This is a genomic window from Moorena sp. SIO4A1 (assembly GCF_010672065.1).
Taxonomy (GTDB): domain Bacteria; phylum Cyanobacteriota; class Cyanobacteriia; order Cyanobacteriales; family Coleofasciculaceae; genus Moorena.
The window spans coordinates 25385-48659 of sequence record NZ_JAAHHX010000030.1 but is presented as its reverse complement, the minus strand read 5'-3'; the positions used below and the strand labels follow the sequence as shown (position 1 = coordinate 48659).

The following is a 23275-nucleotide window of genomic DNA, read 5'->3' as shown; positions in this document are numbered from 1 at the left end:
CTTTAATGATAGTGGTTGCGTTTTCTATTAAACACAGATTTATGCGCCTTGAGCGGAACAAAACCGATCTTGGCCTTGGGAGATACCCCCTGGCTGCGAGAGCAGCTTGCATTAGTGGGCTAAAATCTGCAAAGTAGATTTTGGTAGCTAAAAAGTATCGGAAAGTCGGAAAGCACTCCAAAACCAAAATCAAGACAACAAAAATCAATACCAAAATCAACAAGGGGGAAGAGATATCAATGCTCTTCCCTATTTTTTTTTTAGAACCCTGTCTAACCGGCTCAAAATATTCTTTGTCCTAAACCAAACTATGAAATACTTACCATAAGCTTAATAAATCTTTATAATATTCTTAACAAGCTTAACAAGATAGATATTAGCTCATACAATGATTGACCAGCGCCTTCAACGCAGTAAATTGGATGAGAGCGATGATGCTCTATTCTATTCATTTCCAAGGTTTGTGACTCATGTCGATGAGGGCTTTATCGATCAGCTGGTAAACCTATACCGGGAACGACTACAACCCAACACGCGAATCCTGGATCTCATGAGCAGTTGGGTTTCTCACTTCCCAGAAGATATGGAGTTTGCTCATGTAGAGGGGCATGGGATGAATCTGGAAGAATTGGTCAAAAATCCTAGACTTAATCACTACTTTATCCAAGACCTGAATCAAAACCAGCAATTGCCATTGCCTGACCAAGACTTTGATGCTGTCCTGATTGCTGTTTCAGTTCAGTATCTTCAGTACCCCGAAAAAGTTTTTGCTGAGATTCATCGTGTCTTAAAACCAGGGGGAATAGCAATTATTAGCTTTTCTAACCGAATGTTTTTTCAAAAGGCGATTCAGTCCTGGCGAGATGGGACCGAGAAAAGTCGAGTGGAGTTAGTGAAAAGCTATTACGAGTCTATTCCTGGATTTAGTTCGCCTGAGGTTGTTGCTCGACCATCGCCGCTTCCTACTTTTCTGCTACAGCTTGGGATCACTATAGGCGATCCATTCTATGCAGTACTGGCTAATCGAACTACCTGAGCCTTTTGATAAAAAGGGTTTTGTTGATGGTAATTTTTAACAGTCAACAAAACAGAAATTAACTAACTTAATAACTAATGACTAATTACTCATCAATTTGCCAGACATCTTGACTCAAGGCTTCATCCAGAATTTTTTTCGGTCGTAATACTAGGATGAGGCGTCCCAAAAAACTAATATCAGGAGAATCTGGAAACCACTTAATCTCCAACTGTCCTGATTCTTCAACCAAAAAGTAGCTGTCCCCATCCCACTGCTGCTGTGAGCGGTCAATAATAAGCAAAATCTCTTCAGGTTTGTTATTCTGTTGAATAGGGAGCTGATTACTGTTACACAAAATCACTACTGGATCTTGTGCCTTCAAAACTACCTGCCAGCCGGGTATTGCGACGAAGGTCTGCTCTCGAAGCCCTTTAACTATACTGAAAGCACCGGTATAGTCAGTTTTAGGAACCTGGTTGAGATCAGCTATTGTCAGGGGTAAGGATCCTACTACGGGAAGCAAGCGGGGTAAATCTTCTTCAGCTTCGAGGCGGTATATGGGTAATCTGGGAGCTGGACGCTGAGTGCTACCAAAGATTCCTGTGAGTAATTCTTCGATTTGTTGCCGGGCTTGTTGAGTATGAGCAAACATCAAGCCTCGAGCAATCAAACGAGAACGTTCTTGCAAATCATTGTGTTGTTTGGCAAGTTTCCAATACTGATAGGCAACAGCATCACCAGGATGATTGGTGAATCCCTCCGGTGGACGGCTTCTGCGGGAAAAGGTCTTGATTGCTTTGGCAACTTCATGGGCTCCTTCGGAGTTCAAGTTTCTAGCAACGAGAAATTCAGCAGCAGCAGCTCGTTCTTCTTGGGTGAGAATCCGCAACTCGTACAGGGAATCGCTACCGCTAGTCTCAAAACGCGATCGCACTTCATCGGACACCCCCACTGTAATCAAACTTGTGTAAACCTGAGATGCCACCATCACTTGATTCTGTTGAATTGGCTCAAACCCAGTTTCTTCAAAAATTACCTGAGAACTGTAGCCAGCTTTTTGTAGCTGCTGACAGGCTTTACCCCACTCCACCCAGTTGCGTTCTTTGCGCCGCAGTAAGTTTAATAAATCTTCAGCATTTATCTGTTCTGAATTGGTTTGAGGGTGACTTTCAGGAGAGCCTGGTGGTACTTCAGTCATGGTTTAAACAAAAAGAAAACGAACCGTGCCATCAACGGCAATGTGTATTATATCCCGTTAGGGTTTAGTGTGGGAGGATGTCACTTTTGGAAAAAGCCTACAATAGATATTGGGCATGAAATCAATTCTTGAAGTATAAAAGATGAAGATAGTAAGTGTAAAGGCAGCAAGGATAAAGGTGAGGGATGGTGCATCTTTAAATTAATCCTCAAACCTACTAATTGTTAAGGAACCGCAGCCATATATAGCGGTTTTTATAGTAATGAGGTAGACAGGATTTTTTCCATATTCGCTGTTCCCTATTCCCTATTCCATATTCGCTGTTCCCTATTCCCTATTCCCTATTCCCTATTCCCTACTCCCCCAAGGGCGGGGTACCTCACCTATTTAAGAAATGCTATAACTATTGTACACTTCTGACTTTATCCATCATACTTTAAACTTGCAGATTACCTGCTTTTTAAGTTCTACACAACTCGATTTTTGTTTTGGATCTGTTTAACTTGTTCTTGTTGTTTGTTCCTCCTATAGCTGGGGGAATTATTGGCTATTTCACCAATGATTTAGCCATCAAAATGTTGTTCCGTCCCTACAGACCAATTTACATCGGTAAGCGTCAGCTACCTTTTACACCAGGTTTAATTCCCCGCAACCAGGAACGGCTGGCTAAGCGAGTGGCTGACACTATTATGGGGTCTCTGCTGACGCCAACAGAGTTACAGCGTCTGGCAAAGCGTCTGCTGCATACTGAACGTGTGGAAGCAGCGATCTTGTGGCTATTAAACTTAGCGCTAGATCAAGTCCGGTCGGATAAGCAACAGAAAACAGCTCATATTCTTGCTGGGATTCTCCGAGACTTGATCGGGGAATCGTTGCCACGTATGCTCAAAGTCTTAGCTCGTCGTAAGGATTTCCTAGAAGCCCAACTTAACCATGTTTTTGACCAGATTTTATTGGAGTTTAAACTGGATCAAGAACAAGCTCGGAAGCTTTCTGAGTGGATCTTAAAAGTAGTACTCCCTCCAGATATTTTGCGACAGGCAGTTATTGATTTCCTAACTGACCGCAACATTCAAATCATTGATGAAGACTTTCGGGAAAAGTCTAGTGGGACATACTGGGTGGTGGCAAATTTATTTGGTCTGCGCAATGCTTTGATCCGCCTGCGAAGCTTTTGCCTTGACGAGAAAGAAGCGACTAATGCTCGCATCGAAGAGTTAATTGTGGCTCTAGGAACTCGCGATCGCTTGCGGGAATGGTTGCAAAATGTCTCATTGCAAAATCTGCCTTTGTCAACAGTGAGACAGTTACGGAAAACTCTGCGGGATTCGGTGCGTGCTTATATTCAAGAGGGGGGTGCTGGATTTATACAAGGATTAAATCAATCTATTGACTGGGAAAAGGTGTCTGTGTTAATTGTTAATCGGCTCCGAGAGTCAGCAATTATGACTACATCCTTGGCAATGATTAGCAAGGAACTCGCCTTGGTTATAGAGCGCTACCTGGAGGAGGATTTGGAAAAAATTATGACTGAAGTGATTCCGATTTTATCTATTGATGAGGTGATTGTTGAACGGGTAAACGCTACTTCTCCAAAAGATATGGAAATCACGATTCAGACTTTAGTGAAAAGTGAATTACAAGCTATTGTGAATTTAGGGGGTATTTTAGGAGTGATGGTGGGGCTATTTCAAACAGTCTTGCTGCTGTTGACAGGAGGAATTTAATCAGGAATTTAATCAGGATGCTCTCTAGGATTTATCCTGAGCCTGATTCTACGCAACGGGAGGTTTATCCCATATGCTAAGACCGACGGCTAATGATGGATAAAAGTTTACGAGAACGGGGCCCTCGGTATCTTTCGTATAGTAAAAAGTTTGGTATCATCGTTCTGAGCCAATAAAGTAAATTTAATAACCAACGATGATTAACTTTAATTTTGCCATTGAGCAGATACACTGGTAATTCCACTAATTTAGCTAATCTGGGAAAACTTTCCTGGTCTTTTTCCTCAAAACTTTTTTCTATCAAATACTTAATACTTTTCTGGCATAAGCTAACTAATTTTTGGTGATTTGTCAAGACAATTTCAAAATACTTAATGTAAGACTCCCGCATCAGTGAGCTATTATCGGTGAGATTGAAGCGGTGTTTTCTATAATAGGCTCCGATGATTGGAGTATGGATAAATCTGACGTTCCGTTGCAGAAGTTCTAATACCCATTCTCGATCCTCACAGGCTTTCAAGCGAGTATCAAAATTCCTCTGGTCTAAGAGTTTTTTCTTGAACAGCATCGATTGCTGTAACAAGGGAAAAGGAGAGTCTGCCAGAAAATCTGGACAGATTAGTAGTCGTTGGATTAGCTGTTCTTTGGTGATAGAACCAACAGGATTAGGCTTGGTTTCAATAATGTTTTCGTTTTGATCAACATAGACCCGTTCATAGTCTGAGTAAAATACTATATTATCACCATTATCACCAGTTCCCTCTAAACAGCTCAATTGGAATCTGATCTTATCTTCATGAATCCAATCATCAGCATCTAAGAATTGAATCCATTCTCCAGTGGCTTTATCAGCGCCAAAATTACGAGCAGATGATATACCTCCATTGTCTTTATAAAAGTACTGTATCTGTGGGTGGTAGTGGACTAACTGATCAGCAACTTTGCGGGTATTATCGGTAGAGCCATCATCTACAATAATGCATTCAATCTGGTAAAATGTTTGCGCTAGTACACTCTTTACTGATTGTTCGAGGTACTGGGCTTTATTAAAGGTGGTGATAACTACTGAGACAGATGTATTCATGAAATAAATTCTTTATACCATAGATGGAAATCTAGTAATGACCAAAGTTTGCTGGCATTATCCGGTTGGTAGTCTTGGATTAAGTTATAAACGTTTGCTTCTATAAACGTCTGGTCGGGAAATACTGGTTTCAGGTAATGATTTGATCGACTGACATACATCCTCCCAGAGGTAATCTCTGAGCTAAGAGCTAAAAGGCGATCGCCAGCCGTACTTTTTACGCTTTGTCTTGATGCAGTCGCTCATTGGGGAAACCCTCAAGACCGCGCTGCATCGCTTGCACGACTTTTAGAAGAAGATCTCAGAAAGTAGACCTCAGCAACCGCTTGTCTTGCGACCAAGCTACTTTCCTGGCAAAAGGCTATAGCCATAGCATACTCGACGAACTGGTAATTTTAAAAGGGGGTAGGGGGTTTTAAGGCTGGTTTAATACTGGTCTTATGGGGTATTATGCACTCTGATGGGATTTTGTTCAGCTATGGTCAATTTCAAATCCATGTAGAGCAGCGCATCTTGGTTGGTGATGGGTGCATCTGATGTTTGTCAAAACATCATCGATAAAGAATCCCAGGAAGTATGAACAGATAATTAGCAGTATTTTTTGGTTAGTGAGATTAAGATTTGGGGCACTAATACCCCCAATATAATGGCGTTATAATAATTGATTGCTTTTTTTGTCGAAATAAACAATGAGTATAACCCTCTTAAAAAAAAAGGCTGATTTATTAACATCAATTAGCTCAAGTACCTATTTTTAGCTAGAAACTGACTGGTAATTGAAATTGGCGATCGCGTTTTTAGAGCTAGTTGCACAGAGGTATTGAGTATTTTCCGCAGAGCTCTATTGAAATTTCCCATGGAGCCACTTGTGCAAAAGCCGGTCTACCCTCTGACCATCTCCCCATCTGACCATCCCCCCATCAGCCCCCATTCACAATTTAAATGGGTGACAGCTTACTCCCTCATTTGAGTCACTTATCCTTACTTTCCCTTATTAAGGGACAAGTCTATTAATGTCCGATAGTCAAGGAAAAAGTTAACGTTGAGGAAGTTGAGGGCGAATTCAACAATCGGTAATGTTAACTTTCTTTGTGATCTAACTAGCTCTAGGATCCAAATCAATGGTATATTAGCTAAATTTGGAATCATAATTAGGTAGTCATCACTAACCCCTCGATGAGCCCCTTATCTGGAGAGACAAAACCCGCAAAAGCCCTAGTAGGCGGACGCTACAAAATTATCAACCAACTGGGAGCTGGTGGGTTTGGTCGAACTTTCCTGGCACAAGATATACATTTGCCAAATCAACCCCAATGTGTGGTTAAACATCTTTTGCCCCAAACCGAACAGACGGCAACGCTGCAAATGGCAAGACGCCTTTTCGATAGAGAAGCTCGATTTCTCTACCAGCTAGGTAATCATGACCAGATCCCCCGCCTACTGGCGCATTTTGAGGAAGATCAGCAGTTTTATCTGGTTCAGGAATTGATTGAAGGACAACCTTTGAATCGAGAACTTGTCAAGGGTCATCCGTGTTCACAAGAGCGAGTGATTGCTTTATTAATAGATATTCTACAGGTATTGGCCTTTGTCCATCAACAACAGATTATCCACCGGGATATTAAGCCCTCTAACCTGATCCGCCGCCAAGGGGACGACAAAATCGTGCTGATTGACTTTGGTGCTGTTAAGCAAGTCAGTAGCCAAAACATTAATCCTGAAACTGGGGAAACTCATTTAACGGTTTCTATAGGCACCCAGGGCTATATGCCCCATGAGCAATTGGCAGGAAGGCCCCGCTTTAGCAGTGATATCTATGCTGTCGGGATGGTTGGTATCCAGGCATTAACTGGGGTTCATCCCAAAAACTTGAAGGAAAATCCCACAACTAGTGAAATTGATTGGCAACACTACGCAAAGCAGGTTAGCCCAGAGTTGGCCCATATTCTTGACATTATGGTGCGCTATGATTTCCGTGACCGCTATCAGACAGCAGCTGAGGCTCTAGAGGTACTGGCTAGTTTACCAAGACAGCAACTGTTGTCATTAGCTGAGGAAGAAATCCCTACTCAGGAAATTACCGGTGAAAGCCAGTCTGGGATGGAACTCCCAATTCCCGACATTAGGAAGCTAGCAAACACTACAGTCCCCTCGTCAATGATCACCAGGAGTCAAAGTAGAACTACGCCTCAACTTGACATCACCGAACATTCGAGAGGTTCAGCAACTAACCGGACAACACTATCTATTCCGCAACGATTGGTGAAGTTGGGCTTAATTACTGTATCGATAACTATCTTGGGGGTGGGCTTGGTGCTGTTGAAAACTTTTCTATCTGCCCAAGCAACTGGTGAAAATACTGACTATAAGGCTGACTATATCACTGAATATAAGACTGACTATAGTACTGAGGCTAAGGTCACAGCGGAGCAACTTTTAGACGAAGCTGACCAATTGCGGAAATCTCGACAGTACCAGGAAGCTCTAAAACTATACGACCAAGCGATCGCTAAAAAAGCAGATTTTGCGGAAGCCTATTGGGGCAGATGCTACAGTCTGAATAAACTCCAACAGCCGGAGATGGCAGTTGTTGCTTGTAATGATGCCTTATATTTCAAACCTAACTACCCAGAAGCTGTGTGGAGCCTTGGTCAAGCCCTTGACCAACAGCAACGGTCTGTAGAAGCCCTCAGACTCTATAACCAAGCCCTTACCCTTAAGCCAGATTTAACGGAAGCTTGGCTTTCACAGGGAATAACCCTCCAAAAGTTGGGTCGTTCTGTTGAGGCGATTACGGCTTTGGAGAAAGCGATCGCACTTCAACGAGATTTGGCAGAGGCTTGGATGATTAAGGGGGAAGCTCAGATAACACTAGGACGCTTTAATCAGGCAATCACTTCTTTAAATAAGGCACTCCAGATTGAACCTAACCACCGGAATGCCCTGAAGCTACGTCAGCAGGCACGGAAGAAACTGAAACGCTAAATTCAGTAGTTCCAAAACTCGACTCTCGGACCATCTGCATCTGTAGTCCTACTTTTACGAATTGGTATTACTTTACCGAGTTGCCTACACTATCGATATTTTCTCTTAAGATTTGTTTTTCCAACAAGTTTAATAAAGGTCTAATAATTAAGAATTAACCATTAACAATAACAATTCCTAACAATTGCACAATAATTAACAATTAATAATTAACCTTAACAATTAACCAGTAACGATGAAAATGACCAATCACAGCAGGACTTGTTAAGTAATGTTACGGACTTTTGTTAAGGTGTATTGCAACTTGACCCCAAATATTAGGGAAGGTTCAGATGACAGGAAAGTCCGTGATAGGATTCATTCCGTAGCTTAAAAAACCATGGGAGAAAACATGCCAGCACTAAGGGTTGCAGTAGTTGGTTCGGGACCAGCAGGCTCTTCTGCTGCCGAGACGTTAGCTAAAGCAGGAATCGAAACCTATTTGTTTGAGCGTAAGCTGGACAATGCTAAGCCCTGTGGTGGTGCGATTCCACTATGTATGGTGAGTGAGTTTGACCTGCCACCAGAAATTATTGACCGGCAAGTGAGAAACATGAAGATGATCTCACCGTCTGATATTGAAGTTGATATCCATATAGAAAAGCAAAACGAATATATTGGAATGTGCCGTCGCGAGGTGCTTGATGGGTTCATGCGCAATCGTGCGGCTGAGTTGGGGGCTAACTTAATTAATGGCACCGTTTATAAACTCGATATTCCCACCAGTAACTCTCAACCCTATACCATCTATTATTCTGACCATTCTGATGGCAGTGTCAAGGGAACCCACAAAACCTTGAAAGTAGATGTGGTAATTGGAGCTGATGGGGCAAATTCCCGGGTTGCCAAAGCAATTGATGCTGGGGATTACAATTATGCGATCGCGTTCCAAGAGCGAATCAGTCTGCCAGATAACATGATGAATTACTACCAAGACCTGGCAGAAATGTATGTGGGTAATGATGTCTCTCCTGATTTCTACGCCTGGGTCTTCCCTAAATACGACCACGTTGCTGTTGGTACCGGCACTATGAGGGTCAACCAAGCCCTGATCAAAAAGCTACAAGCAGGGATTCGTGCCCGTGCGGCTAAGAAACTTGTGGGTGGGAAAATTATCAAAGTGGAAGCCCATCCGATTCCTGAGCATCCTAGACCTAGACGTGTAGTTGGTCGGGTAGCTTTGGTAGGTGATGCTGCTGGAACAGTCACTAAATCCTCTGGGGAAGGCATTTACTTTGCGGCTAAATCAGCTCGCATGTGTGCTGAAACCATTGTGGAAACCTCTAACAGCGGTAGCCGTATCCCCACAGAGAATGACCTCAAGCTTTACCTGAAGCGCTGGGATAAGAAATACGGCATGACCTACAAAGTCCTAGATATTCTACAACGAGTTTTCTATAACTCCGATGCTAGCCGGGAAGCCTTTGTAGAGATGTGCGCTGACAAGGATGTGCAGCGGCTGACCTTCGATAGCTATCTCTACAAAACCGTTGTACCTGCTAATCCTCTTATCCAAATGAAGATTACAGCGAAGACAATTGGTAGCTTGTTGCGGGGCAATGCCTTGGCTCCCTAGAAGTTGATTAATTTTTGATGAGATGTAGCCAACTGACTAACGGCGATAAAGCTTACCCCCGCCTTAAGGGCGGGGGCTTTCCCCTCTAGCTTCAGAAAATAGATTTGTAGTAGCTCTGACATCACCAAGTTCATCCTAGGCAGTCGCCGAATTCACTTCTAGGGTCTTTTCTGTATTAGGTAACTCTAAGCAATAACCTGCTCCATAAACCGTTTTGATGTACTTAGGATGGCGGGGATCAGGTTCTAGCTTGGTTCTCAGGTGACGAATATGCACTCGAATTGTTTCGATATCATCGTCAGGGTCATACCCCCAAACCTCTTTAAGGATTTCGCTGGGAGAAACAGTTTGACCATGCCGCTGCAGTAAACAGTGCAGTAGTTCAAACTCCAGATGGGTCAGTTTCACGGTTTTATCAAACCAAATCGCCTCAAACCTTTCTGGAACCAGGGTCAAAGGACCATAGTTCAGGATTTCTGTATGCTTAGCAGCTTGGGGAATTCGGTCTGTGCGCCGTAGTAATGCTCGCACTCGCGCCAGCATTTCTTCGAGTTCAAAGGGTTTGGTGAGATAATCATCGGCACCAGCATTAAAGCCTTCTACCTTATCTTGGGTTTGACCTAGGGCAGTCAACATCAATACTGGAATATCGGAAGTGCGTTCATCCCGACGTAATCGTTGGCAGACGGTGAAACCATCTACCTTGGGTAGCATCAAGTCTAGCATAATCAGGTCTGGCTGCAGTTGCAGAGCTAGAGCCTGACCCTTGATGCCATCCATTGCTTGACTAACATCGTAGCCAGCCATCTCCAAATTGATGGTGACTAATTCTGAAATTGCGGGGTCGTCATCGATGACCAGTATCCGGGGCATCACTAAGGAGTTGTTGCTAAGGTGTATCCGTTAACGTTCGATAAGAACTATTTTAGAATAGTAACAATACTTATACGATTATAAAGGCAGACTTTACGTTTGTTGTAAACAAAAGCTAATAAATTTTAAGATTTACTAATTTTCCGAGAAACTACCTGGATCTGAGTGCTAGAGTCATGAGTCCTGACTAGAAAGGATAAATTCCTGGTGCTTGCACTGTTGAAACTTGGCTATACTCTGCTAGTCAGGAGGGTTGAGCACTCAGCCCTCATAACTGTTTAGCTTGGGAACTAGTAGGGTAGCACTCAAGGTACCACCCTAGGGAAACTTAGGTCTGTTCAGGACTAATCAGTTTCACGTTTTTGGCTAAACCCAGCTGTTGTAGGAACTGAATCGTCATCCAAGTCAGGTCAATTTCCCACCATTTCATCCCATGCCTTGCAGAATACTGATAGGCATGGTGATTGTTGTGCCAGCCTTCGCCATAGGTTAGTAGGGCTACCCACCAGCAGTTTTTTGAGCAATCATTAGACTCATAGGTGCGATAACCAAATTTGTGAGTAGCACTGTTGACAAACCAGGTACAGTGAAACACCAGTACTAGCCGCACAAAAATCCCCCACACTACAAATGGCCAACCACCGATGGCATAGAGCAACAGTCCTAGAACCACTTGAACAAGCACAAAATACTTGTCCAAAAACTGATAAACCCGATCTCCAGAAATATCTTTAGTGAATTTAGAAATTTGCTCATCAGCAGGAATTTTATGCAACATCCAAGCCATGTGACTCCACCAAAAGCCTTGATGGGAGTCATGAGGATCCGGTTGGGTGTCAGAGTGCAAATGATGGATGCGATGTAGTCCTACCCAATGGATCACTCCTCCTTGACAGGAAATGGTACCACAGAAAACTAGGAAGTATTCTAACCACTTGGGTGTCTGAAAACTGCGGTGGGTCACTAAGCGATGCCATCCCAGAGTTACCCCCAAGCCCCCTGTCACCCAGTGGAAAAAGATCATTAAGCCTACTGCTGTCCAGTTAAAGTTGCTCGGAAGTAAGGCAAACAGCGCTGTTAGGTGAATAAAGGCCATATAGGTAATAACGACCCAATCTAAACGATGATTATCTGAAGTAGCAATTGTCATGCAGTAAGTCTAATAGGATACAAATTGTAATAACCCGCTCTCTTTGATCTAAAATTTCGAGGCGCGAATTTTGGGAATGAACAGCTCTCAAAGGCTGCAAGCAGCAGAAAAAGCACTATTTCCGATCTTTTATGGTATTGACACCGCCGTCAAGCAAAATCTCAAAAAGGTACTGAATTCTTTTCGAGCACATCGTGTAGGAGTGCATCACTTTGCTAGTGTTTCAGGCTATGGACATGATGATTTAGGACGGAAAACTCTCGATCAGGTATTTGCTGATGTCATGGGAGCTGAATCTGCGGCTGTTCGCGTACAATTTGTATCCGGAACCCATGCGATCGCATCTTGCCTGTTTGGGGTATTGCGTCCTGGTGATGAAATGCTAGCGATTGCCGGTGCCCCTTACGATACCTTGGAAGAGGTGATTGGTTTACGAGGTGATGGTCAAGGTTCCCTACTAGAATTTGGGATTCGTTACCGCCAGTTGTCCCTAACTAGTGAGGGAAGTTTAGATTGGTCAGCCTTGGCAACAGCGGTAGGAGAGAATACCCGCCTGGTTTTCATTCAGCGTTCCTGTGGGTATTCTTGGCGAAAGAGTCTTTCAATATCAGAAATCGAAAAAATTGTCAAGCTTGTCAAACAACAAAATCCTGATACTATCTGTTTTGTCGATAACTGTTACGGGGAATTTGTAGAAGAGCGAGAACCAACAGCAGTAGGAGCAGATTTGATGGCGGGTTCCTTGATTAAAAATCCTGGGGGAACGATTGCTACTGCTGGAGGCTATGTCGCTGGAAAAGCTGACTTAGTTGAAGCGGCGACCTGTCGTCTGACTGCTCCAGGGATTGGTAGTTCAGGTGGGGCGACTTTCGATCAGAATCGATTGCTGTTTCAAGGATTATTCCTAGCTCCCCAAATGGTTGGTGAAGCCCTCAAAGGGAGTCATTTAATCGCTCATACTCTTTCAGAACTGGGTTATCCTGTCAATCCCCCACCGATGGTACCCCGTCGGGATGTGATTCAAGCAGTTGAGTTGGGTTCACCGGAAAAATTAATTGCTTTCTGTCGAGGGATACAACGGCATTCCCCGATAGGTTCCTACCTCGACCCTGTGCCAGCAGCAATGCCGGGTTATGAGAGTCAGTTAGTTATGGCTGGGGGGACTTTTATTGATGGCAGTACTTCAGAATTTTCTGCAGATGGTCCTTTAAAGGAGCCTTATATTGTGTTTTGTCAGGGCGGAACCCATTGGACTCATATTGCGATCGCATTAGAAGCTGCCATTGAAGCAATCGGAATAGCTGATAGCTGATAGCTGTTGGCGTAGCCTGCACGTAGCGCATATGATTCTTGTCGCTAGTCTTATCCATAGTTAAATTACTATAGCACTATCGTTCTAAATCCTTGATCACTTTCTCCCAATACCACTTTTCTGGCATTCCTGGGTATTTTCCTTTAGCCAAGTCAAGTAGGCGTGTTGCGATATCCGATTGTCCTCCTACCAGTCTCAGTAATCTTTGTTGCAACTCCCTACTAGGTTTAGTATTTGATGGTACTTGTGATTCTCGATTCCTCGACCCCTCGGTCAGTTGTAATGGCTGTAGCTGTTTGAGTTTATCGAGCAGTTTCCGATAATTAGTCCAGTCTTGTTGATCGAAATACAGGTTTGCCGCTTGTTGATAATCTTCAAATGCTCCCCGTAGATCCTCAAACTTTTCACGAGCGGTTGCCCGATAACGATATGATTGAGCATCATTGGGTTTAAGAGTAATAACTCGGGAATAATCTTCGATGGCTTGCCGATAGTCTCCCATCTGGATATAGGCATTACCCCGATGAATCAAGACATCCCGATTTTCCGGATTGCTTTGTAGTAACTTGGTCAAGTCATCAATAGCTCCCCGGTAATCTCCCAGTTCAATGCGGACTAATCCTCGATGGTAACGGACCTGAGCATCTTGGGGATTTAGTTCCATAGCTTGACCAAGGTCTTGAATGGCTCTCCTGTAATCACGGAGTTTGCAGTGAACAATACCTCGATAGCAATAAGCTTGAGCATTTTTTGGGTCAACCTCAAGCAGCCAGTTGAAATCCTCCAAGGCTTCTCGGTATTTGCCTGTGTTAACTTTATTTATTGCTTGATGACAGAAATCTTTAGTCTGCGCTCCACCCAAAGCTAGTATTTGCTGTTGTTGAATTTGATTGATACTATCAAGACAACGACGACAATTTAATTTATCCTTTTGATCTAGGTAGAGCTGAGCTGCTTGTTTAAATGATGCGATCGCAGCCTGATTATCTCCTAACTTACGGTAGGCACTACCTTGAAGCTTACAAGCAGCAGGCTGGTTAGGATTAATTTTAAGTATTTGATTGGCATCTTCTATTGCTCCAGTGGCATCTCCGAGTGCCAATCGAGCCAAACCTCGCCCGAAATAAACTTCAATACTTTCAGAATTGATTTGTAAAGCCTTAGTATAATCAGCGATCGCCCCTTGTTTATCCCCTAAGTCAAAGCGAGCCATAGCTCGTTTATAGTAGGCTTCGGCGAAGTTCGGATTAATCTCTAAGGCTTTGTCAAATTCCTCAATTGCTTCGTTCAAGTCTCCTTGACGAATTTTATCTATTCCTCGGTAGTAAAACTCTGCTTCCATTGCTTCTGACTCTGAATCAACTACCATTCCTACTTTAGTTGGTTTATTATTGTTTTTTTTGTAATGTTGATGAGTAAAATTTGAGAAAATTCATGAGTTTCCCGGATGTGAGTAAAGTTTCCAACTTTCCCTATCTTCTCCATCTTGCTTCTCATTGGGGATCTGGAACTGTCCACCAAGCCAAAGCATAAGCTTGAGACGGCTGATTAACCTGTTGTTGATACTGAACCCGAATTTTGTAGCGACCCTGAGCAGGGACTTGGCAGAAAATATGTTCCACAGCATCCGCTTCACTGATAGAAGCACAGACACTTTTGGTAATGTCCTCTTCTCCCACTGGCATTAAATAGAGGTCAAGATTATTCAAACCGCGATCGCGAAAACTCTCCCCAAAATCATAAGCATCATTATTATTCTCATCCTCTAACTCCACCAAACGGTCCCAAGCCAGAGTCAAGGAGATAAAACTTCCTTCTGCTAGGGGTTTTGTCAACACATAGTCCCGATAAGATGATTTCTCCACAGCACGGTAATCCCAACCCACTGGTGGCACTCCAATGCCACTGGGACTCCATTGGCCTAGTTTAAATTGCTGGTAAGCTCGAAACCCATTTAGATGTCCTGTCCCCATCTGCATATCCAGAGGAATTTTAGGGTCTTGGTAAGCATCAGACTCTAACCAGTGGTGATTATCCTTTGCGCGAATCGTCCGACTCATCCCTAGTAGCATCCCATCACCGAGATCTTGGATTTTGTCAGCAGAATTAAGCAACACTGCCTTCATCACTTCATGGCGTCGGGAATCTGTACTCCAATTCATCCACAAGCGATGCAGCCCGGTATTGGGGGTTTCCGCCCTGAGGGACTGCATCAAGAATAGTTTTTGTTGTCTTGAGCGCAGCTTGCGCAAAGCGGAATCACCAAATTCCTGTAGCAATGCTACAGCACCAGTGATATGGGGAGCAGCAAAACTGGTACCACTGACCTGAGTCACTTTACCTTTGAGGTCATACAACGATATCTTGTTGCCAGGAGCTACCAAATTAATCGAGCGGCGGGAACCAACATTAATTTCTTGCCGAATCAGACGACGACCAATGCCAACTGGTAAAGCACTCAAGTTAGCAAAGTCTACCTTATTAAAAACTCCCTGACGCTTGGCTGTGTATGCTGCATTGATACCATTAAAATTATCTGTTGGGATCGGAATGCCCCCTTTCCCTTGGTTGCCAGCAATCACATACAAGACATCATGCACCCTAGCTGACCAATCGATACATAGAGTTAACAGCGCATTGCCATCCAGCACCGCTTCCTCCCTCGGGTCCCGCTGTAGGGATTCACCAAAACTAAAATTAATTGCCCGCACATCTGAGCCATTTTGCTGAGCAATATGCTGAGCCGCCAGGCACTCTTCTGGTTGTCCACTCCTAGACAGGGAGCCAACTGCTGAAGCGTAGAGTTTTGCATCAGGTGCTACTCCCCGCAAAGCTTTGTCTCGACTAACCATCACAGCTGCTACCATAGCCGCATGTTCATCAACATGGGTATTAGGTTTTGCGGGGGTGTTGCGATAAAATACTCCCGCAGGAGTTACTGTCCGATTCTTGATAGCGGCCTTATCCTTACCAAATAACCCAGGTCTACCAATTTCCACTTGCCCAATGGCAATTTTGCGACCGGTTAAATTATAGGGAGGTTGGTGTAACCGATAGACATTAATACCAGCTTCTGAGATTGATGTATCTAATCCCAAGGCTGGCGCGATTACCGCTGAGATACTTATACCACCCAATAGCCATACCAGTGTTTTTTGGATCGGAGTTTTCATAATTGTTTACACAGAGCGCGTTGATTGATGTCCCACTACTTAGCAATTTCCCAGACACTTCGCTAGATCTAGCTATAGCGTTTCTCATATTTGTGAGGTAAACAGGATTTTCTCCCTGTTCCCTCTTTTCCCCTCCTGGGAGGGGTTAGGGGCTCACAGGGGTAGGTTTTTTACATTTGGGTCGGGAGTCGGGAATCGGGAGTCGGGAATCGGGAGTCGGGAATCGGGAAAAGCGGGAAATGGGGAGAATTCTCCCGGAAACTATTGTGTAGTTTGATACATATTTTGAGGAATTTCTACGTAATCAAAGTACCTACTCGCCCCTTTGTAAAAAACCTACCCTTATGAGGGGGTTAGGGGTGGGTTCCTGTTCCCTGTTCCCTACTCCCTACTCCCTACTCCCTACTCCCTACTCCCTACTCCCTACTCCCTACTCCCTACTCCCTACTCCCTACTGCCGCGCACCCCCAAGGGAGGGGTACCTCACCCAATTGAGAATCCCTATAAAGTATTAAGCTGTGTTTAGATCGATGCAGTTCACTCCCATGAAACTACAACGGACAACTCTGATTTTAGTCATTTCTGCCATCCTCCTGGGGGGAGGTGTATATATTTATGAAATTCAGGGTTCTCAAAAGCGAGAAGCTGCTAAAACCCCTAAAAAACCTATATTTAATTTCACTCAAGACGAGATTCAATCGTTTACTGTTAATAGTGATGACAAGACGTTAGTATTTGAGCGAGCCAGTGAGCCAGAATCGGGTTGGCGGATGAAAAAGCCCAAAGAGGCGACAGCTAGTGATGCGGTTGTTTCCTTTTTGTTGAACTTGCTGGCTCAGGGGAAAAGCGATCGCATTCTGACGGTTAGCCCTGACCAACTTCCAGAGTATGGATTGGACAAGCCCTCAGCAACTATAACAGTGAAACTGAAAAATCAGGACAGTCCGAGGCTGATCTTAGGCAACTTGGACTTTACTCGCAGTTTCCTATATGCTCAAGTCTTACCACTGGATTCCAAATCTGAGCAGTCGGAGGTGCTGTTAGTACCAGTGGACTTTCAGTATGCGGTCTCACGCCCCCTCTCAGAATGGCTGGTTAATCAGGACAAGGCTGAAGAAGACAAGCCATCTGCTGCTGAAAAAACTGACTAGTACCAAATCGTAAGCATTCAGCAATCAGCTATCAGCTATCAGCTATCAGTTATCATCTATCAGCCTTTGGCCTTGGCTCACGGCTGAATGGTTACACCAAATCGACTTTGATAACCTAATTTTTTAGTTCTTGCGGATCTTCCCTTTGTTGTCTTATCAGTTTCTAACTATAGGTGAGGGTAATGGTGAGGGTAATACCCCTCATCCACAGAAGTTAGGTTCTCCGTAGTTTTGATAACAGCTTTGACAGTCAACCGAGGGGTCGCTAGAGTGAAAGTTATCTATACACACATTTTGTGCTCTTCTATTGATAAAGTTAGTTCTAGCAAATGCTAGCCGCAACATCAAATTGATTATTCTCCTAAAAGGATCTTAAACACTATGGATATCCTTCTTAGCATACTCGCCCCAATTGTTTTAGTAGCTTTTGGATACAGCGTCGGTACGACAAAAGTTGTCCAAGAGGGAAATGAAGCTCTAGTAGAACGCTTTGGTAAGTATCGTAAAAAACTAGAGCCTGGTCTTAACTTCAATGTAGTTCCATTTATAGACAAGATTGCCGTAGAAGATAGTACCCGTGAGCAGATTTTAGACATTGAACCCCAGCAGGCAATCACCAAAGATAACGTGCAGGTAGAAGTCGATGCCATCGTGTATTGGCAAATTTTAGATATGTACAAAGCTTATTATGCTGTAGACAATGTTCATGAGGCAATTGAAAATTTAGTTATGACTACCCTGCGTTCTACCATTGGTCAGTTGGAACTAGACGAGACTTATGCCTCTCGAGACAGAATCAATCAGACCTTACTACAACAACTAGATGATGCCTCTGCTGATTGGGGCGTCAAGGTCATGCGGGTTGAGGTGCAAGAGATTAAACCACCCCAGACCATTATCGATGCCCTAGAGAAGGAGCGAGCTGCTAAGAGTGAGAAACAAGCCAAAATTTTACAGGCTGAAGGTACAGTGGAGTCGATCCAAATGATCTCCAAAGCTCTTGAAGAGGAAGCTAATACTCAGAAAGTCCTACAGTTCTTGATCGCTCAACGCTATGTAGAAGCCAATGAAAAATTAGGTGAAAGCAGCAATTCTAAAGTCGTCTTTATGGATCCAAAAGCACTGAGCGAAGCTATGACTGATTTGCTTCAAACTGAATCTGTGGGTCATAGTAATTAGGGCATTGAAACTCTCGGGAAAAGCCCATCAAAGCATATGCGCTATGCCCATTAGCTGATACGCGACACGCTGATAGCTGATAGCTGACGGCTGAATCATTACACACGCCAAATCGCATCAGCAACACGGCAGACATCGAGGAGCTCGCTAACATCGTGTACCCGCAGGATGTCTGCTGAACCGGCAATGGCACTGCAACAAGCCGCAGCAGTTCCCCAAATTCGACCATTGGGGTCTGGTTGATTGATGATGCGTCCAATAAAGCTTTTGCGAGATACTCCTACTAACATCGGTACACCAAGGGCATCAAACCTAGGGAGTTGCCGCAGAATCTCTACACTTTGCTCAGCGGTTTTGGCAAAACCAATGCCTGGGTCAATAATAATATGCGATCGCTTAATTCCTTCTGCGATTGCGGCATTGACCTGCTCCTCCAGGAAGCTATAGATTTCCCCAATTAAGTCTTTATAGTCAGTTAGTTTTTGCATGGAAACGGGGGTGCCTCGGATATGCATTAACACAATGGGTACCCCCAACTGGGCTACGACTGGCAACATGTCTGGGTCAAATGTGCCACCGGAAATATCATTGACCATATCCGCACCAGCTTCTACCGCAGCCTTAGCCACAGATGCTCTAGTGGTATCGACAGAAATCGGTATCTTCACCACTGAACGCATTGCCTCTACCACAGGCACGACTCGTTTGAGTTCCTCCCCTAGGGAAATTTGCTCGGCACCAGGTCGAGTCGATTGACCACCAATATCGATAATATCAGCACCAGCATCTACTAGAGCCTGAGCTTGCCTTAAGGCAGCTTCTGGGGTGTAATATACTCCGCCATCACTAAAACTATCGGGGGTAACGTTCAAGATACCCATGATATAGGTTCGTTTGCCCCACTCAAAAGAATAGTTCTGGATGGTTAATTTTTCTTTATCCATCACTATATAGATCATGGCTAATTGCGAATTGAAAATTGCCCATTGCAATTAACCAATTAACTAACTAACAATTAACAATTAACAATTAACAATTAGCCAATGACTAATTACAACTACTGATAATTGACAATCCTGGCAAAGCTCGCAGGTTCCAAGCTTCCTCCGCCCACCAGTACTCCATCAATTTCTGATTGAGCCATAATTTCATCAATATTCTTGGGTTTGACGGAGCCACCATATTGAATTGGGACATTAGCTTCCTTTAGCTTAGAGCGAATCAATCCAATGATTCGATTCGCTTCTGATGCATCACAAGTGTCTCCAGTACCAATTGCCCAGATCGGTTCGTAAGCAATCACTAAATTTTGCTGGTCAACGTTGACTAGGTCTTTTTCCAACTGCTTGGTAATAATTTCTTCTGTTTCACCAGCATCCCGTTGTGCTTTAGTTTCCCCAACACACAGAATCGGAATCAAACTGTGACGCTGAGCAGCGTGAAGGCGTTTATTAACGGTTTCGTCAGTTTCGCCGAAGTATTGACGCCGTTCACTATGACCAACAATGACATAGCGCACACGAATTTCCTTGAGCATTGCACCAGCAATTTCACCAGTGTAGGCTCCAGCATTTTCCCAGTGGATATTCTGAGCCCCGATCTGTACAGGAGTATTTTGTACATGCTCAGACATCACACCCAAGTCGGTGAAGGGAGCACACAGAACAACCTCCCGTTCTATGGGAGTTTGCTCCAGCTCAGGCAAAAATCCCTTTAAAAACTCAGCGGTTTCCGCTTGAGTTTTGTTCATTTTCCAATTACCAGCTATAACAATTTTGCGCACAGCTTAACTAAATCATCTCTAAACCATAATGCATTATTTAGTGTAAAGCTTTTACTTACGCCAATATCAGAAATGTTTAACTTTTGCTGTTCACTGAGCTGATCAGACGATACTCCTAGGGTAAGTTCAGGGAAGCATCATAAGAGTAAGGTCAATTTATTCCCCCAACTCCCCAGACGCTTCTTACATCTGTTCTCTACAGTCTTGAGAAGCTTCCCTGCTCCTGACGCTTCACCATCATCTAGCTAGCCTAGCTAGGTTATAACGCTGCTGCTTCCCGTGCTGCCGCAGCTTCGTCGGGATGAATGTTCAAACGGGTTAAATTAAGACGACCCTTGTTGTCAATTTCCCGTATTTTGACAACTACCTCATCTCCTACCGCTAACTCATCTTCCACTTTGCCAACTCGATAGTCAGCTAGTTGGGAAATGTGAATCATACCTTCTTTGCCAGGAAGTATTTCCACAAAGGCACCAATGGGAATAATCCGGGTGACACGACCAACATAGACATCCCCTTCATGCAGCTTGCGGGTTAAGCCTTGGATGATATTGATCGCTTTTGTGGCTCTGTCCCCATCCATAGCAGATACGGTAACTGTACCGTCATCTTCAATATCGATTTTTGCCCCAGTTTGCTCGGTAATTCCTTTAATTGTCTTACCCCCTGGACCAATCACGGTACCAATGAACTCTGGATCAATCCTCATGGTTAAGAGGCGAGGAGCAAAGGGTGACATGTCTGTGGAGGGTGTGTCAATCACCGCCAGCATCTTTTCTAGGATATGCAGTCTGGCAGGTTTGGCTTGCTCAATGGCCTGGGCTACCGTATCCATGGACAGACCAGTTATTTTCATGTCCATTTGCAAAGCCGTGATGCCAGTATCGGTACCAGCGACTTTGAAGTCCATGTCACCCAAAAAGTCTTCAATACCTTGAATATCGGTGAGAATGCGGACTTCCTCTCCTTCTTTGATCAAACCCATGGCTGCACCACTAACGGGTTTGGTAATGGGTACACCTGAATCCATCAAGGCCAGAGTTGAACCACAAACTGAGCCCATGGAGGTGGAACCATTGGAGGAGAGCACTTCCGATACCACTCGGATCACATAGGGAAACTCGTGTTGAGGGGGCAACACTGGCACTAATGCTCGTTCAGCTAAGGCTCCGTGACCAATTTCACGCCGTCCGGGCGATCGCAATGGCTTGACTTCCCCTACAGAAAAGGGTGGGAAATTGTAGTGGTGCAGATAGCGCTTCTCATCTTCTGGGTTAAGGTCATCTAGAGTTTGGGCATCTCCAGGTGTTCCCAAGGTAACTGTGGATAGGACTTGGGTTAGTCCTCGGTTGAACAAAGCGCTACCATGAACTCGCTGAGGTAATAGACTGATTTGACAAGAGACAGGACGCACTTGGTCTAGCTTGCGACCATCTACGCGCACTCCCTCTTCCACAATCTGAGTACGCATCAGTTTTTTGGTGAGGCTTTTGAACAGCTTATCGACTAATGCGCTATTTTCCGTAACCGCTACACGGATTGGGTCATCTTCTGTGAGTTGGGCAATTTCTGCTTTGACAGCACTGTCCTTAACCTCATCTAAGGCAACATCCCGACCGTTTTTGTCCAGGTCAAATTGGGAGAGGACAGCTTTAATTTTGTCAGTGGCGCGATCGCGGATAAATTCTTCTAGATTCGAGTCTACGGCTGGGGGTTCGCCAATCACTATGTCAATTCCCAACTCCTCAAGCAGGTCTTGCTGGGCTTTGATCAAGTCTTGTACCGCTTCGTAGCCGAAGTCGATGGCTTCGATTATATCTTGTTCCGGTAATTGATTGGCACCGGCTTCTACCATAATTACCCCTTGTGGGGAACCAGCTACGACTAAGTCCAAGTCGCCGTTTTCGATTTCTTTGTAGGTGGGATTAATCATAAAATCATCCCCGAGTAACCCTACCCGTACAGCTGCCATTGGTCCATAGAAGGGAATGCTGCCCTGCAACACAGCAATCGACGCACCAGTAACTGCCAAAACATCTGGCGGTACTTGTTCATCCATAGACAGGGTAGTTGCTACAATCTGTATATCATCTCGTAGCCAACTGGGAAATAACGGACGCAAGGGACGGTCAATGAGACGGCTAGTTAGGATAACTTTTTCTGGAGGACGGCCTTCCCGCCTGAGGAAACCACCTGGAATCCGACCTGCTGCGTAGAGTCTTTCTTCGTAGTCAACTACCAAGGGCAGAAAATCGACCCCTTCTCGACCAGGGGCACGAGTTGCTGTCACTAAAACTGCTGTATCCCCCGACTGTATCATTACTGAACCACCAGACTGAGGGGCAAGTAGACCTACTTTGAGTCTAATATCCCGTCCATCAAAGGATATTGACTTGTCTATCTCTACCATTTCGGTACTTTTTCCTTCTTTGTTTGATCACTGTTCTCGTTCTGTCGCAATCGTAGCATTTATCACTCGGGGGGGGTGTTAAGTAGGGAGTAGGGAGTAGGGAGTGGGGAGTAGGGAGTGGGGAGTAGGGAGTAGGGAGTCGGGAGTCGGGAGTCGGGAGTCGGGAGTCGGGAGTCGGGAGTCGGGAGTCGGGAGTCGGGAGTCGGGAGTCGGGAGTCGGGAGTCGGGAACAGGGAGCAATGAAAAAATTTATATGATGCACCTGATTAGACTAGGAAACGCTATACTTTTTGATGGTGTTTGGCTAATGGATCAACTCCTTTACGCCTACGGTTGCTTTCTTTTTGAAAGTGGCCAGTTTTATTGTGGATTTACCTCAAGGTTTTTTTGAGACTTTAAATATTACTGAAGACTATCACTAATAGCCATAGAGTTTAATTCATAAATAACCCTTTTTTTTAGTTATATCTCCAAATTATTTATCGTTTAATGTCCTAAAAAATAGTAACTAAAAATCGGATATATCCAGTTTTTTTTGATAAGCGAAGAAATCTTAATTGATCGGTGAATTATCTAGAGCTAATTTTGCCTAATAAGCTAAACTAATAATTTGGCTT

Annotated in this window: 19 protein-coding genes; 8 read left to right on the top strand and 11 right to left on the bottom strand. The window is 44.2% G+C overall.

Features of this window, described 5'->3' with window-relative positions; genetic code table 11:
• Positions 1-388 precede the first annotated feature (388 nt).
• Entirely contained in the window at positions 389-1036 is a 648-nt protein-coding gene (locus F6K53_RS20230; RefSeq protein ID WP_293021108.1) for a class I SAM-dependent methyltransferase, read from the top strand.
• Between the two features lie 85 nt (positions 1037-1121).
• On the opposite strand, the gene F6K53_RS20225 is transcribed toward F6K53_RS20230, so the two are convergent.
• Positions 1122-2216 (bottom strand): RuBisCO accumulation factor 1, encoded by a 1095-nt coding sequence (locus F6K53_RS20225; protein WP_293021110.1) that lies wholly within the window; start codon positions 2214-2216, stop codon positions 1122-1124.
• Between the two features lie 488 nt (positions 2217-2704).
• Between F6K53_RS20225 and F6K53_RS20220 the strand changes: the two genes are divergently transcribed.
• Positions 2705-3943: a DUF445 family protein gene (locus F6K53_RS20220; RefSeq protein WP_293021112.1), complete on the top strand. Its 1239-nt coding sequence runs from the start codon at positions 2705-2707 to the stop codon at positions 3941-3943.
• A 76-nt stretch (positions 3944-4019) separates the two neighbouring features.
• Here F6K53_RS20220 and F6K53_RS20215 read toward each other — a convergent pair whose 3' ends face one another.
• Together F6K53_RS20215 and F6K53_RS20210 are read right to left on the bottom strand one after the other, a co-directional pair.
• Positions 4020-5027, bottom strand: coding sequence for a glycosyltransferase (locus F6K53_RS20215; RefSeq protein ID WP_293067726.1), 1008 nt, complete (start codon positions 5025-5027; stop codon positions 4020-4022).
• On the bottom strand, positions 5024-5188 hold the full coding sequence (locus F6K53_RS20210) for a hypothetical protein (protein WP_158069714.1): 165 nt from the start codon (positions 5186-5188) through the stop codon (positions 5024-5026). The genes F6K53_RS20215 and F6K53_RS20210 overlap by 4 nt, the downstream gene beginning before the upstream one ends.
• Before the next feature lie 1015 nt (positions 5189-6203).
• On the opposite strand from F6K53_RS20210, the gene F6K53_RS20205 reads away from it, so the two are divergent.
• The gene (locus F6K53_RS20205) at positions 6204-8012 is read left to right on the top strand and encodes a serine/threonine-protein kinase (RefSeq protein WP_075902086.1); all 1809 of its coding nucleotides are present in this window, start codon (positions 6204-6206) and stop codon (positions 8010-8012) included.
• Positions 8013-8403: 391 nt separating this feature from the next.
• The gene (chlP, locus tag F6K53_RS20200) at positions 8404-9627 is read left to right on the top strand and encodes a geranylgeranyl reductase (RefSeq protein ID WP_075906354.1); all 1224 of its coding nucleotides are present in this window, start codon (positions 8404-8406) and stop codon (positions 9625-9627) included.
• Positions 9628-9762: 135 nt separating this feature from the next.
• Here the strand turns inward: chlP and F6K53_RS20195 are convergent, their stop codons facing one another.
• Both F6K53_RS20195 and F6K53_RS20190 read right to left on the bottom strand, forming a co-directional pair.
• Complete coding sequence (locus F6K53_RS20195; protein WP_070394338.1) at positions 9763-10500, bottom strand: response regulator transcription factor; 738 nt, start codon at positions 10498-10500, stop codon at positions 9763-9765.
• 328 nt (positions 10501-10828) lie between these two features.
• Entirely contained in the window at positions 10829-11650 is an 822-nt protein-coding gene (locus tag F6K53_RS20190; RefSeq protein ID WP_293021119.1) for a fatty acid desaturase, read from the bottom strand.
• 76 nt (positions 11651-11726) lie between these two features.
• Here F6K53_RS20190 and F6K53_RS20185 point away from each other — a divergent pair, with 76 nt between their 5' ends.
• Positions 11727-12962, top strand: coding sequence for a methionine gamma-lyase family protein (locus tag F6K53_RS20185; RefSeq protein WP_293081813.1), 1236 nt, complete (start codon positions 11727-11729; stop codon positions 12960-12962).
• A gap of 76 nt (positions 12963-13038) precedes the next feature.
• Here F6K53_RS20185 and F6K53_RS20180 read toward each other — a convergent pair whose 3' ends face one another.
• Together F6K53_RS20180 and F6K53_RS20175 are read right to left on the bottom strand one after the other, a co-directional pair.
• Complete coding sequence (locus tag F6K53_RS20180) at positions 13039-14331, bottom strand: tetratricopeptide repeat protein (protein WP_293021121.1); 1293 nt, start codon at positions 14329-14331, stop codon at positions 13039-13041.
• A gap of 124 nt (positions 14332-14455) precedes the next feature.
• A complete protein-coding gene (locus F6K53_RS20175) occupies positions 14456-16135 on the bottom strand; it encodes a S8 family serine peptidase (protein ID WP_293067738.1) in 1680 nt (559 codons plus the stop codon).
• 344 nt (positions 16136-16479) lie between these two features.
• Between F6K53_RS20175 and F6K53_RS20170 the strand changes: the two genes are divergently transcribed.
• From F6K53_RS20170 to F6K53_RS20160, 3 genes are all read left to right on the top strand, one after another.
• Positions 16480-16650: a hypothetical protein gene (locus tag F6K53_RS20170; RefSeq protein WP_293067741.1), complete on the top strand. Its 171-nt coding sequence runs from the start codon at positions 16480-16482 to the stop codon at positions 16648-16650.
• A 3-nt stretch (positions 16651-16653) separates the two neighbouring features.
• Entirely contained in the window at positions 16654-17286 is a 633-nt protein-coding gene (locus tag F6K53_RS20165) for a DUF4340 domain-containing protein (RefSeq protein ID WP_293039727.1), read from the top strand.
• 381 nt (positions 17287-17667) lie between these two features.
• A complete protein-coding gene (locus tag F6K53_RS20160) occupies positions 17668-18465 on the top strand; it encodes a stomatin-like protein (RefSeq protein WP_293039721.1) in 798 nt (265 codons plus the stop codon).
• A gap of 98 nt (positions 18466-18563) precedes the next feature.
• Here the strand turns inward: F6K53_RS20160 and folP are convergent, their stop codons facing one another.
• The 4 genes from folP to F6K53_RS20140 form a co-directional block, all read right to left on the bottom strand.
• Entirely contained in the window at positions 18564-19424 is an 861-nt protein-coding gene (gene folP, locus F6K53_RS20155; protein WP_293067744.1) for a dihydropteroate synthase, read from the bottom strand.
• A gap of 98 nt (positions 19425-19522) precedes the next feature.
• Positions 19523-20248 (bottom strand): triose-phosphate isomerase, encoded by a 726-nt coding sequence (tpiA, locus tag F6K53_RS20150; RefSeq protein WP_293067747.1) that lies wholly within the window; start codon positions 20246-20248, stop codon positions 19523-19525.
• A gap of 259 nt (positions 20249-20507) precedes the next feature.
• Entirely contained in the window at positions 20508-22658 is a 2151-nt protein-coding gene (locus F6K53_RS20145) for a polyribonucleotide nucleotidyltransferase (RefSeq protein ID WP_293067750.1), read from the bottom strand.
• Complete coding sequence (locus tag F6K53_RS20140) at positions 22627-22920, bottom strand: hypothetical protein (protein WP_293067753.1); 294 nt, start codon at positions 22918-22920, stop codon at positions 22627-22629. Before F6K53_RS20140 ends, F6K53_RS20145 begins: the two co-directional genes overlap by 32 nt.
• Between the last annotated feature and the right edge of the window lie 355 nt (positions 22921-23275).

Excerpts from the sequence above, each read along its gene's own strand:
- F6K53_RS20175 (WP_293067738.1), bottom strand. The coding sequence starts at position 16,135 with ATGAAAACTCCGATCCAAAAAACACTGGTATGGCTATTGGGTGGTATA.
- F6K53_RS20170 (WP_293067741.1), top strand. The coding sequence starts at position 16,480 with ATGAGGGGGTTAGGGGTGGGTTCCTGTTCCCTGTTCCCTACTCCCTAC.
- F6K53_RS20190 (WP_293021119.1), bottom strand. The coding sequence starts at position 11,650 with ATGACAATTGCTACTTCAGATAATCATCGTTTAGATTGGGTCGTTATT.
- F6K53_RS20185 (WP_293081813.1), top strand. The coding sequence starts at position 11,727 with ATGAACAGCTCTCAAAGGCTGCAAGCAGCAGAAAAAGCACTATTTCCG.
- F6K53_RS20145 (WP_293067750.1), bottom strand. The coding sequence starts at position 22,658 with ATGGTAGAGATAGACAAGTCAATATCCTTTGATGGACGGGATATTAGA.
- F6K53_RS20230 (WP_293021108.1), top strand. The coding sequence starts at position 389 with ATGATTGACCAGCGCCTTCAACGCAGTAAATTGGATGAGAGCGATGAT.
- folP (WP_293067744.1), bottom strand. The coding sequence starts at position 19,424 with ATGATCTATATAGTGATGGATAAAGAAAAATTAACCATCCAGAACTAT.
- F6K53_RS20180 (WP_293021121.1), bottom strand. The coding sequence starts at position 14,331 with ATGGTAGTTGATTCAGAGTCAGAAGCAATGGAAGCAGAGTTTTACTAC.
- F6K53_RS20160 (WP_293039721.1), top strand. The coding sequence starts at position 17,668 with ATGGATATCCTTCTTAGCATACTCGCCCCAATTGTTTTAGTAGCTTTT.
- F6K53_RS20225 (WP_293021110.1), bottom strand. The coding sequence starts at position 2,216 with ATGACTGAAGTACCACCAGGCTCTCCTGAAAGTCACCCTCAAACCAAT.
- chlP (WP_075906354.1), top strand. The coding sequence starts at position 8,404 with ATGCCAGCACTAAGGGTTGCAGTAGTTGGTTCGGGACCAGCAGGCTCT.
- F6K53_RS20210 (WP_158069714.1), bottom strand. The coding sequence starts at position 5,188 with ATGTATGTCAGTCGATCAAATCATTACCTGAAACCAGTATTTCCCGAC.
- F6K53_RS20205 (WP_075902086.1), top strand. The coding sequence starts at position 6,204 with ATGAGCCCCTTATCTGGAGAGACAAAACCCGCAAAAGCCCTAGTAGGC.
- F6K53_RS20215 (WP_293067726.1), bottom strand. The coding sequence starts at position 5,027 with ATGAATACATCTGTCTCAGTAGTTATCACCACCTTTAATAAAGCCCAG.
- F6K53_RS20195 (WP_070394338.1), bottom strand. The coding sequence starts at position 10,500 with ATGCCCCGGATACTGGTCATCGATGACGACCCCGCAATTTCAGAATTA.